This window comes from Raoultella sp. (assembly GCF_039594335.1).
Classification (GTDB): Bacteria; Pseudomonadota; Gammaproteobacteria; order Enterobacterales; family Enterobacteriaceae; genus Klebsiella.
Genome location: NZ_JBCNNS010000110.1, coordinates 1 through 14,532 on the forward strand (window position 1 = coordinate 1; position 14,532 = coordinate 14,532).

Here is a 14,532-nt window from a genome sequence, read left to right on the forward strand (position 1 = left end):
TGAATCAATGTCTTATCCGCCACGCCAAAGTGGAAACTGACCACTTCAGGCGCAAGGTCCAGTATCAGCTCGGACATGAGCTGATTCTCAAGGAAACTCTGATAGATTTCAGTCAGCGTCTCGGGGGGCTCACCGCCGAAACGAGCGAATAGCGGGCGTAATAGCGCGGTCCACCGTGCTTCGGTGTGCGGGTCCCGGCGTGCCGGCGCATGGCAAAACAGGTTGACATTGATGGGCTGCGTGGTCAGATGCCGGGTACGCGCGATCAGCGCTTCAGCCTGGGAAACGGTCGATGCTCCCAGCCCCAGAGAGCCGAGCCCTCCGCTGTTGCTTACCGCAGCGGCCAGCTCTGGTGTTGAGACGCCAGCCATCGGTGCCTGGATGATGGGATAAGCAATATTCAGTCTCTGCGTGAAGCGATTGCGCATAATTATCCTGTTCAAATATGTGATACTGAATATTTAACATCTCTTTTTGAGATGTTAAGATCAATATCATTTCTATATTTAGAAGAAAAATATGAACCACGCCACGTTACTGATCTTTAAAATTGTCGCGGAAGAGCAAAGCGTCACCCAGGCAGCAAAAAAGCTGGGCCGGGCGCAATCGAACATCACCACGCGCATTCAGCAGTTGGAAGAAGAGCTTGATGTTGAGCTGTTCGTGCGGGGCAATAAAAAAATGGAGCTCTCCTCTGCCGGAAAACAGTTCCTCGACTACGTGCTAAGAATACTGAGCCTTGCCGAAGAGGCGAAACAAGCGCTACACCCGACGAAGCCTGGCGGGCACTTGCGCCTGGGGTCCATGGAAGCAACTGCCGCCAGTCGCCTTATTGACCTTCTTCCGCAGTTCCGCGCGATCTGTCCGCAGGTCGAGCTGACATTGCATACCCAGCCGACGCAGCAGTTGACCGACCTGGTGCAGCGTGCCGTCCTCGACTGCGCGCTGGTCAGTCTACCGGTGAGCCCCGAAGGTGAGCTCGTCTGCCCGATGGATATCGAGGCGATCCCCGTTTTTGTCGAGCAGCTGATGCTGGTGAGTCCACCGGCTCCCGCGGAGAGTAGGCTCGCCGCGTTCCCCAAAGGCTGCACCTATCGGGCGATCGGGGAAGCGTTTTTCGCCGCCGACAAGCGCGTCGAAGTTCAGGATGTGGGCTCATATCACGCCATGATCGCCTGCATTGCGTCCGGCGGTTATAGCGCTATCCTGCCGCAAAGCGTTATCGATATCCTGACTCTGCCTGACAACTGCCAGATCCAGCCGGTTAAGCAGGTGCAGACTCAGTTAATCTGGCGCCGGGAATCTATGTCCCCTGCGCTCAGTGAAATGCGGCAGTTGCTGACGTCAGCCGCATCGTTTTAATGGCGCGCGTGCGCAGACCTGACCGCAACCAGCCCCGCAGCCAGAAACAGGGACGCTGCCGCCACACTCAGTGAGGGATTAAACGAACCCGTCAGGCTATGCAGCGTCCCGGCGACGCAGGGCCCGATAATCTGTCCTACCCCGTAAGTGGCCGTCATCGCCGCGATCATATTGAATTTTACCCGCTGATTCAGCCTTCTGGCTTCCGCAAGCGCAATGGTAACGGTGCCCATAAAGGTGAAACCGACCAGCAGCGCGCTGAGCAGGCAAGCGAGTATTCCCTGGCTGAGAGCCGGCAGCACAACACCCACGGCCTGTATCAGCAGATTGGTGGTCAGCGCCCGCCGGAAGCCCTGCCTGATCACCAGTTTGTGCCAGATAAAGCATGAAGGTACCGCCGCGAGACCAAACAGCGCCCAGATTTGCACGGGATCGATCTGCGCCAGCGAAGCGGATAAAAACAGCGGCAGGTAGGTCGCGGTAATAATGTAACCAAAGCCAGACAAACCGTATATCGCCAGTAATCGCCAGGCATCGGCGGTTTTTTCCTCCTTCTCAGTTTCAGTTACAGCCAGTGACTGCTGCGGCCTGACCTGCGTCTCATCAGCCGGCGTCAGCAGCAGGCGCACAACCAGTAAAAAGAGGATCGTCGCGCTCGCGGCGCAGATAAGCCAGATTTGGGGACTGGAGAGCGCCCCGTATTTTGCCTGCGAGATACATTCGGCGGATAAAAAGATCCCCATCCCAACGCCAGAAAAGAGTACCGGCGCACCATGAGGGTGTTTCATCTGCTGGAGAAGCCATAGCGAGGCAGCGATCAGCGTCATGGCGCTCAGCACTCCTGCCAGCCCCCGAATAAGCATTATCGCAAAGGGTGACCTCACCCACGCCAGTAGCGCCAGGCACACTAACGTGAAGACCACCGAGACGAGAGTCAGGCGGGTGCTGTCTGTCGGCCGGGCTTTCGACAGCAGCAACGCCCCGACCAGATAGCCCGCATAGTTGACCGATGCGGCCAGATTCCCCTGCCGCAGCGACAGAATCTGCTCATCCAGCATGACCGGGAGAATCCCGGTATAGGCAAAACGCCCGTAACCCATGCCGATAATCAGCACCACTGAACCGGCCAACGCCAGCCACAAAGCCTGTCGTTCCGGCCGTTGCTTTGTCATATTCACATCCTGCCTCGCCGCATTAAATATCAAAAAGAGAATAATATTTAAATATCATTCTCTTTTCATTATGGTAAGAAAGAGGCAGGCCCGCAAGATACGCAGATCGCAGGCCGCCGTCTGCTGTCAAAGTAGAGGAACCTGAAGAAGATGCTTCGCTGAGCAGCGAAGTGTGGTGATCAACGCGACGGATAAATTCGGGGAGTATGCGACTCCCCAGGACGGTTAGCGATGACTGAGAGCCAGTCTGGCAGCAAAGAGCATAAATACTCCGCCGGTGGTGCGATCCATCCATTGGATAAAGAGCGGTTTTTTGAGCAGTCCGGAGGCGTAACGGGTTGCCAGGATCAGCGTTAATGACCACAGCGTACCGATTAACACATGGATAGCGACCAGCAGGAAGGTCCAGATAACCGGTGAGTGTCCTGCGGGGATAAACTGCGGCAAAAAGGAGACGTAAAATACCCCCATTTTGGGATTCAAAACATTTCCGAGCATCCCTTTTAAAAACCAGTTGCTGGTAGAAGGCGCGGTAGGCTGGTGGGTATCAAAGGTCTGACGTGGACGCAGCAGAAGCTGAAAGCCTAGCCAGCATAAATAGGCCGCTCCGCACCATTTCAGAATGTTATAGGCCACTTCTGATGCCGCAAGCAGCGCACCTAAGCCAAAAGCGACGATCGCCCCCCAGATAAAACAACCGGTATCAATACCCAGGGCCGCCTGAAAGGCTTTTTTGCCACCTTCCACGGCTGAGGTGCGGAGGATTAGCGCGGTATCAAGGCCAGGGGTTAAGGTCAGAAGTAACGCGGCTAAGGAATAAGCCAGCAGAGCATCGGCAACGGACATGTTCTCTCTCCGAAAGCGAAAGAGCTGATTTTATGGAAAACGGCCCGCGCGGGCAATCAAAAAACGTAGATCAACCGCGACGTGGGCGTGATGGCTTTCGCCGGAGCCCATAGCCAGTGTGGTCACGGGCCGCATCGTTCTTCAGCGCACCAGGCGGTTCCACTCGTCCCGGGTGATTTCCCACAACTCCGCATCCAGCATGCCCGCGATAAACTGCTGTTTCTCTACGCGAATCAGGCGCATACCGCTGTTCATGGATATTCTCCTCGACCCCACGTTGTCACGGGCTTTTGGCGCACGCAACACCTGGCGATGGAGAGAGTTAAACCAGAAATCGGTCACACAGCGGCAGGCTTCGGTCATCAAACCCTGACGCTGCCAGACCGGATCCAGCCAGAATCCGCGATTGTTATCCGCCTGGTCGGAGAGCGTAATCAGGCCGATAAGCTGCTCTGGAGCGGCATGGCGGCGAATCGTCCAGAACCAGCCGCGACCCTTTTCGGCAGCCGGTAAAGCAACCGTGTTCACATAATGAGACGCGCCGTCGTCCGGGAACGGCCACGGAAAACTGGCCGCCAGATGGCGCACGATTTCCCATTGCGGGAAGACCGCCTGAATCTGAGACGCGTCATCTTTTACCAGCGGGACCAGCCGCAACCCGTCGGTGGTTAAGAGTGGCGCTTTCACGGAACCTCCTCGCGCAGCCAGGGCGTAATCGTGACCCCCGTCAGCAGACCTTCCGGGCTCAGCAGTCGAGTGACGGTCTGACCCCATGGTTCTTCCCGGTTGGCGATCAGCAGCCGGTATCCTTTGGCGATCAGCACGTCGGTGGCGATCTGAATATCGCGCACTTCAAATTCGATCCATGCCTGCGGGACGGGCAAATCTGTCGGCCACTGTTCACTGCCAAAGCAGGAAGTCGCCGCCTGAGCCAGCGGCCAGAGGGCAAAATGTTTCACTCCCGCCAGCGCATCCTGCCCGGTCAGCAGATAGTCATCGTTACCCGCTATCCGTTTCAGCGGTAAACCTAACGTCTCGCCATAAAAAGCATGGCTCAGCACGGTACTCTGCGTGATGGGACCAAATCCTGCGACAAACAACACGGCGATATCGGTGAAATCTTTTGGCATCTTCCCTCCCGAGGGTGAACACAGAAATAGACTCGGCAGAAAATTTATACATTGAATACGCTGACTTGCACAGATTCGTCTTGTCCCAACGCAAATTTTGGTGAGTTTGGCTAAAACAGTGGGAAAACGCATCCTGTGCTCGTCTGGATGACCGGGTCTGCGCTATGCTGCTCATACCTCCGTTTGAAATACCATGACGTTATGACCTCTTCAGTCAGTAATACTCAACTCAATCTACGTATTATCTCGATCGTCGTTTTCACCTGTATCTGCTATCTCTCTATTGGCCTGCCGCTCGCTGTCTTGCCTGGATATATCCATTACCAACTGGGATACAGTACGCTCATTGCCGGTGTTGTTATCAGCTTGCAGTACATCGCTACGCTGTTCAGCCGCCCGCACGCCGGACGCTATACGGATATCTGGGGACCGAAAAAAGTCGTCAGTCTTGGGATCGTCTGCTGTCTGCTGAGCGGGTTGTTCACGCTCATTGCCGTGACGTTGCAATCGCTGCCGCTGCTGGCGATTAGCGCTTTGCTGATTGGCCGTATTTTTCTCGGCGTCGGTGAAAGCTTTACCGCGACGGGAGCCACATTGTGGGGAATTAAAACCGTGGGCGCGATACATACTCCACGGGTGATCTCATGGAATGGTGTAGCCACCTATGTAGCGATGGCGGTCGGCGCGCCGCTCGGCGTGATGCTGAACAGCTACTTTGGTATCAGCGGTTTTGCCACCGTGGTCGTTCTGGTGGCCCTGGTTGGCCTGCTCTTTGCCCGTACGCGCCAGGATGTCAGCGTCACCACCGGCATTCGGGCGCCGTTTAACGTGGTAGTACGCAAAATCTGGCCTTACGGCCTGGGTCTGGCCCTGGGGACGGTGGGGTTCGGGGTTATCGCCGCCTTTATAACGCTCTACTTTTCCGCGCATCACTGGCAAGGTGCGGCATTTACCCTTTCGCTGTTCAGCGCCGGATTTATCTGCGTTCGTCTGGTGGCGGGTAATATGATTACCCGCTATGGCGGCATTCGTGTCTCTCTGGTCTGCTTCGTTGTCGAATGTCTCGGGCTGGTGATTATCTGGCTCGCGCCTTCCGCGTGGATAGCCGGCCTCGGCGCGCTGCTGACCGGTTCCGGTTTTTCTTTAGTTTTCCCGGCGCTGGGCGTGGAAGCCGTCAGGCAGGTTGAAGAACAAAACCAGGGGACGGCGCTGGGAACCTATTCGGCCTTTCTCGATTTAGCGCTGGGGTTGACGGGCCCCGTCGCTGGCTGGGTCGCCGGTTATTATGCTCTGGATACGATTTATCTGTTGGCCGCAGTGGTCGTTATGCTGGCATTCTTGTTGGTTTTACGTGTTTACCTGCGGCTACGCGTCAGTTTGCGACACGTATGACCGATGGTCTCCGGCAGCCGCAGGTTGCCGGTCCCAGTAAAAAACTAATCAATAATTGACTGTGATTCGGCATCCGTGCCAACATCCTTGTCACGTCTGGTTACAGGCGCACTGACGTGGCGGGTGGCATAACAGAGATCGTCTAATAAAAGATCCGACCCGTGACGTAACCCAATCCAAATCACTGACCACGACGGTGAGTTCTTGAGCCTGGCGGGAAATACGCAAATGCATCAAAGCTTTAATCAGCGCGTTCATTTCTATTACTGCATCTTAGTCGCGCTGAAAATTCATGGGAAATCAAAAAAATCCGGGGGCATCAGAGGAAAAAACAACTTCCTGCTGAAATGGCTGCGTAAAGCTCAGGACAATAATATCTTCCACCCGGATATCACCAGCGAAATCGAATGGCTACGCGGTAAAATTATCCAGGCCGGATATGACACCGATCTGGAGCCGATGCTGGATTTCGTCTATGCCACGGCCAAACGCGCCGAAGCGCTCAAGGAGAGCGAGTAACCGTCTGCACATGCCGGGCTCCCCGGCATCATCCCTGAGGCACGTTTGCCGCCCCCACATTCAGGTGACGTTGTCACAAAATAGCGACAATTTCTTCATGCCGCGCAAAAGACGTTTGCTCTGCCGGCATTGCCCTCTATTCTGATGAATGCGTATATTTTACCCGGAGTCACCCATGGCCGACTGGAATCCCTCTCTGTATCTGAAGTTTGGTGCTGAACGTACACGCCCCGCCGCTGAATTAGTCGCGCGTATTGCACAGCATCCCGTCACATTCGCCGTCGATCTGGGCTGTGGGCCCGGTAACAGCACCGCTTTGCTCCACCAGGTCTGGCCGGAAGCGACGCTGATCGGCGTCGACAGTTCGCCGGCGATGCTTGATGACGCTGCCCGGGCGCTGCCCACCTGCCGCTTCGTCGCCGCCGATATTAGCGAGTATCGACCCGAACGGCCGGCGGATCTTCTCTATGCCAACGCATCGCTCCAGTGGTTGACGAATCATGAAACTCTGTTCCCGCATCTGGTTAATCAACTGGCGGATAACGGCATGCTGGCAGTACAAATGCCGGACAACTGGCAGGAACCGTCCCATACGCTGATGCGCCAAGTGGCGCAGGAGCTCGGTTTCCCGGGGAGCGGACGTCATCCGCTACCGGGCGTGCAGGTGTATTACGATATTCTCACCGCCAGTGGTTGCGACGTGGATATCTGGCGAACGACCTATTACCACCCGCTGGAGTCGCACCAGGCGATTATCGACTGGCTGCAATCGACGGGACTTCGTCCGTATCTGCAACCGCTTGATAGCGGGCAGCGAGAGGCTTTCCTGAAGCGTTATCTGGCGCTGTTGCAGCAGCATTATCCGTTACAGTGTAACGGAAAGGTGTTGCTATTGTTCCCACGCCTGTTTATCGTCGCCCAGCGCCAACCGCGCATCTGATGGCGGACACGTCCGGTGGCATCGTTAATTAATGCGGTGTCGCCGGACGTCAGCGTTATTTTTGTTGTCGTGATTACCAGGAAAGATGGTGCACCAGCGAGAGATCCCACGCGGTGGCCAGCAGCGAAAGAAACATAATCAGGTTAATGGCGGTCTCGATGCGTTTTTCCATTTTTGATTCTCCTGAGTTGTTTTCAGCCGCCAGGCGACGCTGAACAACGGCTCTTCTTTGGACCTGTTTAACAGGTGATGCGATAACGCACGTAATCATCAGCAGGAGTGAATTCGTCATAGAGTCGACGGGCCGGATTGTCGGTGCGCGTATGCCAGTAAAGACGCGACCATCCTTGCGCTTTAGCTTCCGCCTGTAGCGCCTGCATCAATTGGCGGGCAATGCTGCGGCCCCGGAACGGAGGATCAACGAACAAGTCCTCCAGATAACAAATCGGGGTTTTCACCCAGGTCCCTTCATGAAGAACGCAAATGGCAAACCCCACCACGCGATCGTCAACCGCGGCCACACGGCCCAGAACCGGGGAGCTACGGTCCAGCAAACGCTGCCAGGTATATTCCGTTACATCGGCGGGCTGTGGGCTGCCATAAAAAGAGGTATAGCCATCCCAAAGCTGCAGCCATTGTGATTTGTCTTGTGCGCAGACTTCACGAATATCAACAATCATTAATTTTATCTCCTGACGCCCGGACGGTAAGGGTTACGCGGGCGTACGATTTACGCATTAACGTTACGATAACCCATTATTTTCCTGGCCTAAAATTTCTTCAAGCAGCAGAGGCACAATTTTCCCTTATTCGTCTTTATCTGTAACTGCATTTTCCGCTGCTAAGCGATAGACGTTTTGCTGTGTCACAGACTGGTAGTGTTCTTATTCAGACCAATAGTATGTTGTAACTAAATCGAACTAATCAATAACCCGGTCTTAGCCGGGTCACTTTGTATTAACAATCTTTAGTTCAGCACAACGGTTTCACCGCTTCGCGCATTCCGTGCTGCACAATCGCGTCGATATCTCGCGCCACCTGTTCAACAAGGCCGTTAACCTGTGTCAGGTCCTGCTCCCAATGGGAGGTCACCGATAGCACCGCTTCCACCAGTTCACGGGTGGTGAGCTGCGCATCGCGATGTTGCGCCCACAGCGTCTGGAAACGGTTTATCCATTGCGCGTCATCCTGCACCGGATAGCTTTCGCCATCGCGCTCTGCGCGATAGAAGGTCATCAATGCCGCCAGCGCAAACGTCAGACGCGCCGGTAGTTTACCTGATGTCTCCTGCCCTGCCAGCAGCTGCGGCAAAATGCGGGTACGGAATTTGGTCATGCCGTTTAGCGCAATGGAGAGCAGTTGATGTTGGATATACGGATTGCGAAAACGCCCTGTCACCGCACGGGCAAAAGATTCCAGTTCATCGCGCGGCAGGTCGAGCACCGGAATAATCTCGGCATAAATCGCCTTCTCGACGAAGGCACAAATCTGCGGATCGTTCATGGCTTCACCCACAGTATTCAACCCTGCCTGGTAAGCAACCGGCACCAGCGCGGTATGTGCGCCGTTAAGAATCGCCACTTTCCGCTCTTTGTACGGCTTAATATCGTCAACAATCAGAACATTAAGTGGCCATTTGTCCAGTCGTAGCTCAGCGGCCAATGATTTTGGCCCCTGGATAACAAACAGGTAGAAATGTTCAGCGGTGGCGAGGAAACCATCCTGGTAACCCAACTGCGCTTCGATCGCCGTGGCCTCATCGCGCGGATAGCCCGTCACGATACGGTCCACCAGCGTTGAGCAGAAGGCGTTTGCCTCCTGCAGCCAGGTGATAAAGGCTACCGGGAGCGCCCATTCATGGGCATAGCGCAGCACCAGATCGCGCAGCGCCTCGCCGTTATAATCGATCAGCTCGCAAGGAATGATGATCCAACCTTTATCTGCCGCGCCGGCGAAGTAGCTGTAACGCTCATACAGCAGACGGGTCAGTTTTGCCGGATAGCTCACCGCTGGTGCATCTTCAAACCGATCGCCGGCGTGGTAGCTGATACCGGCTTCAGTCGTATTGGAAAACACAAACCGCATCTCCGGGTTATGCGCCAGTTGAAGGAACGCGTCGTAATCAGCATAAACGCTGATTTCCCGGTTGACCGAACGGATAAGACGCGCATCGCTGACCGCTTCACCCTGTTCGTTCAAACCGCGGATAATGGTGGTGTAAAGCCCATCCTGGGTACTCAGCGAGGGGGGAAAAGCGCTTTCAATAGGGCGCACAATCACCACGCCGGCGTTGAGGTCGGTATGCTCATTCAGCAAATCAAGTTGCCAGTCAATAAACGCCCGAAGAAAGTTACCTTCACCAAACTGGATGATACGTTCAGGATACTGCGCGCCGGGAAAATCACGACGGTTTAATGTTTTCACAATAGGTTCCCTCATAGAGTGGTCATACAACCTGAGAAATTGGTGTAATAACTTAGCAGCTTTTCTATGAGTAAAACCGTGTTTTGATCAAACCCGTCTCGGTTATTGCAGGATCTTATAGAACAGTGAGGTCGCCGTCATCGTTCCGTCCGGCATTAAAGCATATCGCGGAATTTCCCCGGCTTTTTCCCAGCCACACTGGACATAGAAACGTTCTGCACCACTGCCGGTAGCCGTATCCAGCATCAGAACCGACTTCCCCCGCTCGCGGGCAAGCTGTTCCAGGTAATTCATCAGCGCATTAGCCAATCCCTGACGTCGCGCATTTTGGTGAACCAAAAGTTTGGCCACGTCGGCGCGATGGGGCTGATTTTCCGGTTGTTCGATGACCAGTTGTACCGTGCCGACAATCTGCCCGGCATTTTCGGCAACCAGTACGAGACGCTCCCCGGCCGCCACGCTTTCGGCGATGCGCAGCCAGAGCGCCTGCGCGGTTTGCAGCGAAAAAGGCAGCATAAAACTGACGGAGGCACCGCCGTTAACGCAATCGGCCAGAATATCGCTCAGTGGGGAAAGGTTTTCGAGAATATCAGCACGCGACAGCGTGCGGAGAGAGAAGGATGTGGTCATTGGTCACTCCATGAAATTGACCACATCACTATGTTTTTAACTAATATTTAACTCAAGCGGAATTGTCATCCCATTTTCTTATTGCTGATTATCCGCCAGCGTCGGCGTACAAATCCGATTACGCCCGGCTTTCTTCGCGTTAATAAGATAATCATCGGCAGCCATCAGCAGTTGATTAAACAGTTCGGTAATCCGTCCGCGACCTACCGGACGGCACTCCAGGCCCAGACTCAGGGTCAGCTTGATCTTGTGCGGCCCCCAGACGAAGGTTTGCTCCGCCACGCCCTGGCGAATTTTCTCCGCCAGCAGTTGACCCTCCTGCGGCGTCGCGCTCAGCATGGCGACAGCAAACTCCTCCCCGCCAACTCGCGCCACCAGTCCCTGCTCACCCACCAGATCGCGTACCCGCTGGGCGAACTGCGACAGCACGCAATCTCCGCACTCGTGACCCCAGCTATCATTAACCCGCTTAAAGCCATCGATATCCAGCAACATCACGGTAAGATGCTGCGTTTCTGATTGTGGTTGGCGTTTCAGCGCCTCACTCAAACCGGAACGCGAGTAAACCCGCGTCTGGAAATCAAAATCAGCTCGCAGCGCCAGCTGTTTCACCAGGTTATTAATCGCGTCAACACTGGCGGCGACAATCACCGGACTAATTAACATCGCCGCAATGCCCAGCCGGGTCGAGAACAGCTGCCACGGCTGCAGATGCGTATCGTGAGAGAGATGAACTAACGCGTTTGCCACCAGCAGGATCTCACCGATGCCCGTCAGGAAAGTCAGCAGACAGGTCAGCGGCAGCGGATAACGAATCGCACACCAGATCAGCGCAGGCAGCGGGAAAGTAATACTTTCGGCGCCCCCCACAGCGACGCCAAGAATAATGGACAGCACCAGCACTATCACCGGCAGCAGTTGACTCCAGCGGAAACCGCTGAACGTCGATGGGATCGTCACCGTCAGAATAAACGGCAGGATCAGCACCGCCGTCGAGAACTGTTCGCTAAACCAATCGGCCAACAAAGGGAGAAATGTCTCCCGCTCGACATCCATTGAGCCAAGCGCCCCCACGGCAGCGCTCAGGAAAGCCGCCAGCAGACAGTAGCAGAACAAATGCAGTACATTAATGGGCCCTGGCATCGAATCCGTCCGCCGCTTATCCCACAGCAATAGCTGCGCCAGGCTGACAATAAAGACAATATTCGAGAAATTAATCAGCAGCGAGGCAAAACCCATCCCCCAGCGTGAGGTCAGACCGTCGAACACTATCATCGCCACAAAACAGGTTGCATAAAAATAGCTACGATTGAGCCAGACATAACGGACGAAGATCCCGACCATCACGGCATTCAGCGGCCAGAAAAAAGACAGTTCCTGGACCAGACGCAGCATGGCACCGAAAAAATGGAGCATCAACGTTAAGGTGAATAACACCAGCGCGTCACGCACGGGGTGTTCCTCACGAAACAGCGTGAATAGCCGAATCGACAGTGAAGACATTCAGTGATTATCCGTCTAATTGTTTCAGGCAATTATTATGTTAATAATTAGTTAGCGGAATATCATAACATGAGAATATTTATCCAGCATCCCCATGCCGGATAAATGCGCATTATTGGCGTGCGGAAGAATTCATCTGGATAACCAGCCAGCGATGGATCACCTGCACCACATATTGCTGCTCCTGGCCTGTCAGTTCACGCCCGGCGGGAATATCGTGCCACTTCGCGAGGCAGCCCCGACAGCAGGTAGCGGTGGCATGCTGGGCGATAAACACCGGATGCCCACGCATCGGCGTCTGTTTACCGTCATTCGGGATATGCGCCGGCGCCAGGCGGCGGGCAATAAAATCCGCTGCGTGCTGGTCGATGGTCTGCGGCCCTTTATCGACACAGTACTGCCGCTCTTTGATGCCAAGATGAAAGCGGGATCGAAAGGTCGAACGCTGGAGGCGGGCAAATACATAATCCATCTTCTCCATCAGAATACCGACCTTCCCAGGCGTTGCGTCAGCTTTTCCAGCACCGAGATCCCCGCCAGCGAGTTACCGGCCGCATCCAGCTCCGGGCTCCACACCGCGATGGTCATCTCCTGCGGGACGATCGCGACAATCCCCCCGCCGACGCCAGATTTTGCCGGCAGCCCGACGCGCCAGGCAAACTCGCCGGCGTTCTGATACATCCCGCTGGTCATCATTAAGGCATTCACCTGCCGCGACTGAATTGGGGCAATCACCGGGGTATCCAGATGCGGAGCCACCCCGCGATCGGCGAGAAACAGAAACGTCCGCGCCAGTTCGGCACAGCTCATTTCCAACGAACAATAGTGAAAATAGTTTTGCAGCACCGTCGCGACATCATTGTCGAAGTTGCCGAATGATTTCATCAACCAGGCGATCGCGGCATTGCGTGCCGAGTGGTCAAACTCCGAACGCGCCACCACCGGATCATAGGCGATATCCGTCACCCCACTCAGACGACGCACGATTTCCAGCATTCTCTGTCGCGGCGCGCTCAGTCGGCTTTGCAACATATCGCAGACCACCAGTGCGCCGGCATTAATAAAGGGGTTACGCGGTTTGCCCTGCTCGATTTCCAGCTGTAATAGCGAATTGAACGGTTGCCCGGAAGGATCTTTCCCCACCCGCTGCCAGATCTCATCTTCCTGATAGTGGTTCATCGCCACCACCAGGCTCAGCACTTTGGAGATGGATTGAATGGAAAAACGCTCGTGGGCATCGCCGGCAGAATAGTGTTGTCCATCCACCGTGCAAATCGCCACCCCAAGCTTATTGCCGCTGACGCTTGCCAGCGCCGGAATATAATCCGCCACTTTGCCACGCCCAATCAGCGGCCTGATTTCAGCCAGAATCGTCTCCAGCATTGTATTATTAATGACCGTCGCCACACCCGGCTCCTTGCCCGCCGTCAAACTTCGGGCTGCGAGTATAACAGAGCGGGGTGACGATCGTCAGGGGCGTCTTCCGTTAGCGACGGTCTTTCCAGACAGTCTGGATATTGCAGAACTCATGCAGGCCAAAGTGAGACAGCTCGCGACCAAATCCGCTCTTCTTCACTCCGCCAAACGCCACACGGGCATCGCTGGCGCTGTAACCGTTGATAAAGACGCCACCGCACTCCAGTTCGCGAGAAAAACGCCCGGCCTCATCGACGCTGGCGGTAAACACGGTTGCCGACAGACCAAATTCGCTGTCATTGGCCAGCCTCAGCGCATGGTCTGCGTCTCGCGCCACGGAAATGGTCGCCACCGGACCAAACAACTCCTGACGGAATCCGGTCATCTCCGGCGTGACGTCGCCTAGCACCGTTGGCGCATAGTAGTTGCCCGGCCCGGCGATTTTCTCCGCGCCGAGCAGCAAGGTCGCCCCTTCAGCCAGCGTGGCCGTCACCTGTTGATGCAGTTCGTCGCGCAGATCGAAACGCGCCATCGGCCCAAGATAGTTGGCTTCATCACGCGGATCGCCCATCTTCAGCGCCTCAACCGCGGCAACAAATTTTTTGCTGAAGGCATCGGCAATCCCGGACTCAACGATAAAACGCTTCGCAGCGGCGCAAACCTGTCCGGTGTTTTGATAGCGGCCAATCACCGCGGCGTTGACCGCGGCGTCGAGGTCAGCATCATTCAGGACGATAAACGGATCGGAACCGCCCAGTTCAAGGACGCATTTCTTCAACGCCGCACCGGCCTGCGCGCCAATCGCCTTCCCGGCGCGTACGCTGCCGGTGACCGTCACTGCGGCAATACGCGAGTCGTTAATCATCTGTGAGACGCCGTCATTCGTTGCATTCACCCAGCCAAAAACGCCGTCAGGCAGTTCAGCCTGATTGAAGATCTCGCCAATCAGCGCCGCGCTACCCAGCACGTTCGGCGCATGTTTCAACAGATAGCTATTCCCCGCCAGCAGAATCGGCACCGCACCGCGCAGTACCTGCCATAGCGGGAAGTTCCACGGCATAATGGCGAGGATCGCGCCCAGCGGACGATACTCAATCACCGCATTGTCATTTTCCACCAGCGTGGCTTCGGTCGCCAGCATCGCCGGGCCATGTTCCGCATACCAGTCGCAGAGATTCGCGGATTTCGTCACTTCGCC

The 14,532-nt window shown here is 55.4% G+C and carries 16 protein-coding genes; 4 read left to right on the forward strand and 12 right to left on the reverse strand.

What is annotated here, in order from left to right; all coding sequences use genetic code 11:
- Positions 1-428, reverse strand: a 428-nt coding sequence (locus ACZAHD_RS17105) for a nitronate monooxygenase (RefSeq protein ID WP_462457836.1), incomplete at its 3' end; no start/stop codon positions are given.
- Positions 429-519: 91 nt separating this feature from the next.
- Between ACZAHD_RS17105 and ACZAHD_RS17110 the strand changes: the two genes are divergently transcribed.
- Complete coding sequence (locus ACZAHD_RS17110) at positions 520-1,362, forward strand: LysR family transcriptional regulator (protein WP_462457837.1); 843 nt, start codon at positions 520-522, stop codon at positions 1,360-1,362.
- Here the strand turns inward: ACZAHD_RS17110 and ACZAHD_RS17115 are convergent.
- The 4 genes from ACZAHD_RS17115 to ACZAHD_RS17130 form a co-directional block, all read right to left on the reverse strand.
- Positions 1,359-2,534, reverse strand: a complete 1,176-nt coding sequence (locus ACZAHD_RS17115) for a YbfB/YjiJ family MFS transporter (RefSeq protein ID WP_462457838.1) — start codon at positions 2,532-2,534, stop codon at positions 1,359-1,361. The genes ACZAHD_RS17110 and ACZAHD_RS17115 overlap by 4 nt on opposite strands.
- Positions 2,535-2,759: 225 nt before the next feature.
- On the reverse strand, positions 2,760-3,380 hold the full coding sequence (locus ACZAHD_RS17120) for a LysE family translocator (RefSeq protein WP_462457839.1): 621 nt from the start codon (positions 3,378-3,380) through the stop codon (positions 2,760-2,762).
- A gap of 141 nt (positions 3,381-3,521) precedes the next feature.
- Positions 3,522-4,067 (reverse strand): GNAT family N-acetyltransferase, encoded by a 546-nt coding sequence (locus tag ACZAHD_RS17125; protein WP_462457840.1) that lies wholly within the window; start codon positions 4,065-4,067, stop codon positions 3,522-3,524.
- Positions 4,064-4,510: a VOC family protein gene (locus ACZAHD_RS17130; RefSeq protein WP_462457841.1), complete on the reverse strand. Its 447-nt coding sequence runs from the start codon at positions 4,508-4,510 to the stop codon at positions 4,064-4,066. The genes ACZAHD_RS17125 and ACZAHD_RS17130 overlap by 4 nt, the downstream gene beginning before the upstream one ends.
- Positions 4,511-4,711: 201 nt before the next feature.
- Here ACZAHD_RS17130 and ACZAHD_RS17135 point away from each other — a divergent pair, with 201 nt between their 5' ends.
- The 3 genes from ACZAHD_RS17135 (at position 4,712) to tam (ending at position 7,361) form a co-directional block, all read left to right on the forward strand.
- The gene (locus ACZAHD_RS17135; protein ID WP_462457842.1) at positions 4,712-5,902 is read left to right on the forward strand and encodes an MFS transporter; all 1,191 of its coding nucleotides are present in this window, start codon (positions 4,712-4,714) and stop codon (positions 5,900-5,902) included.
- 228 nt (positions 5,903-6,130) lie between these two features.
- Entirely contained in the window at positions 6,131-6,421 is a 291-nt protein-coding gene (locus ACZAHD_RS17140) for a hypothetical protein (protein WP_213900697.1), read from the forward strand.
- Positions 6,422-6,596: 175 nt separating this feature from the next.
- Complete coding sequence (gene tam / locus ACZAHD_RS17145; RefSeq protein WP_462457843.1) at positions 6,597-7,361, forward strand: trans-aconitate 2-methyltransferase; 765 nt, start codon at positions 6,597-6,599, stop codon at positions 7,359-7,361.
- Between the two features lie 239 nt (positions 7,362-7,600).
- Here tam and ACZAHD_RS17150 read toward each other — a convergent pair whose 3' ends face one another.
- From ACZAHD_RS17150 to ACZAHD_RS17180, 7 genes are all read right to left on the reverse strand, one after another.
- The gene (locus ACZAHD_RS17150) at positions 7,601-8,041 is read right to left on the reverse strand and encodes a GNAT family N-acetyltransferase (protein WP_462457844.1); all 441 of its coding nucleotides are present in this window, start codon (positions 8,039-8,041) and stop codon (positions 7,601-7,603) included.
- 292 nt (positions 8,042-8,333) lie between these two features.
- A complete protein-coding gene (locus tag ACZAHD_RS17155; RefSeq protein WP_462457845.1) occupies positions 8,334-9,785 on the reverse strand; it encodes a tagaturonate reductase in 1,452 nt (483 codons plus the stop codon).
- A 102-nt stretch (positions 9,786-9,887) separates the two neighbouring features.
- Positions 9,888-10,415 carry an N-acetyltransferase family protein gene (locus ACZAHD_RS17160; RefSeq protein ID WP_462457846.1) on the reverse strand — a complete coding sequence of 176 codons (528 nt, stop codon included), beginning with the start codon at positions 10,413-10,415 and terminating at the stop codon, positions 9,888-9,890.
- A gap of 78 nt (positions 10,416-10,493) precedes the next feature.
- Positions 10,494-11,918 (reverse strand): GGDEF domain-containing protein, encoded by a 1,425-nt coding sequence (locus tag ACZAHD_RS17165; RefSeq protein ID WP_462457847.1) that lies wholly within the window; start codon positions 11,916-11,918, stop codon positions 10,494-10,496.
- A 112-nt stretch (positions 11,919-12,030) separates the two neighbouring features.
- A complete protein-coding gene (locus ACZAHD_RS17170) occupies positions 12,031-12,390 on the reverse strand; it encodes a DUF4186 domain-containing protein (protein WP_462457848.1) in 360 nt (119 codons plus the stop codon).
- Positions 12,391-12,398: 8 nt separating this feature from the next.
- Positions 12,399-13,325, reverse strand: coding sequence for a glutaminase B (gene glsB / locus ACZAHD_RS17175; protein ID WP_462457849.1), 927 nt, complete (start codon positions 13,323-13,325; stop codon positions 12,399-12,401).
- 79 nt (positions 13,326-13,404) lie between these two features.
- On the reverse strand, positions 13,405-14,532 hold a 1,128-nt coding region (locus tag ACZAHD_RS17180), incomplete at its 5' end, for an aldehyde dehydrogenase family protein (protein ID WP_462457850.1).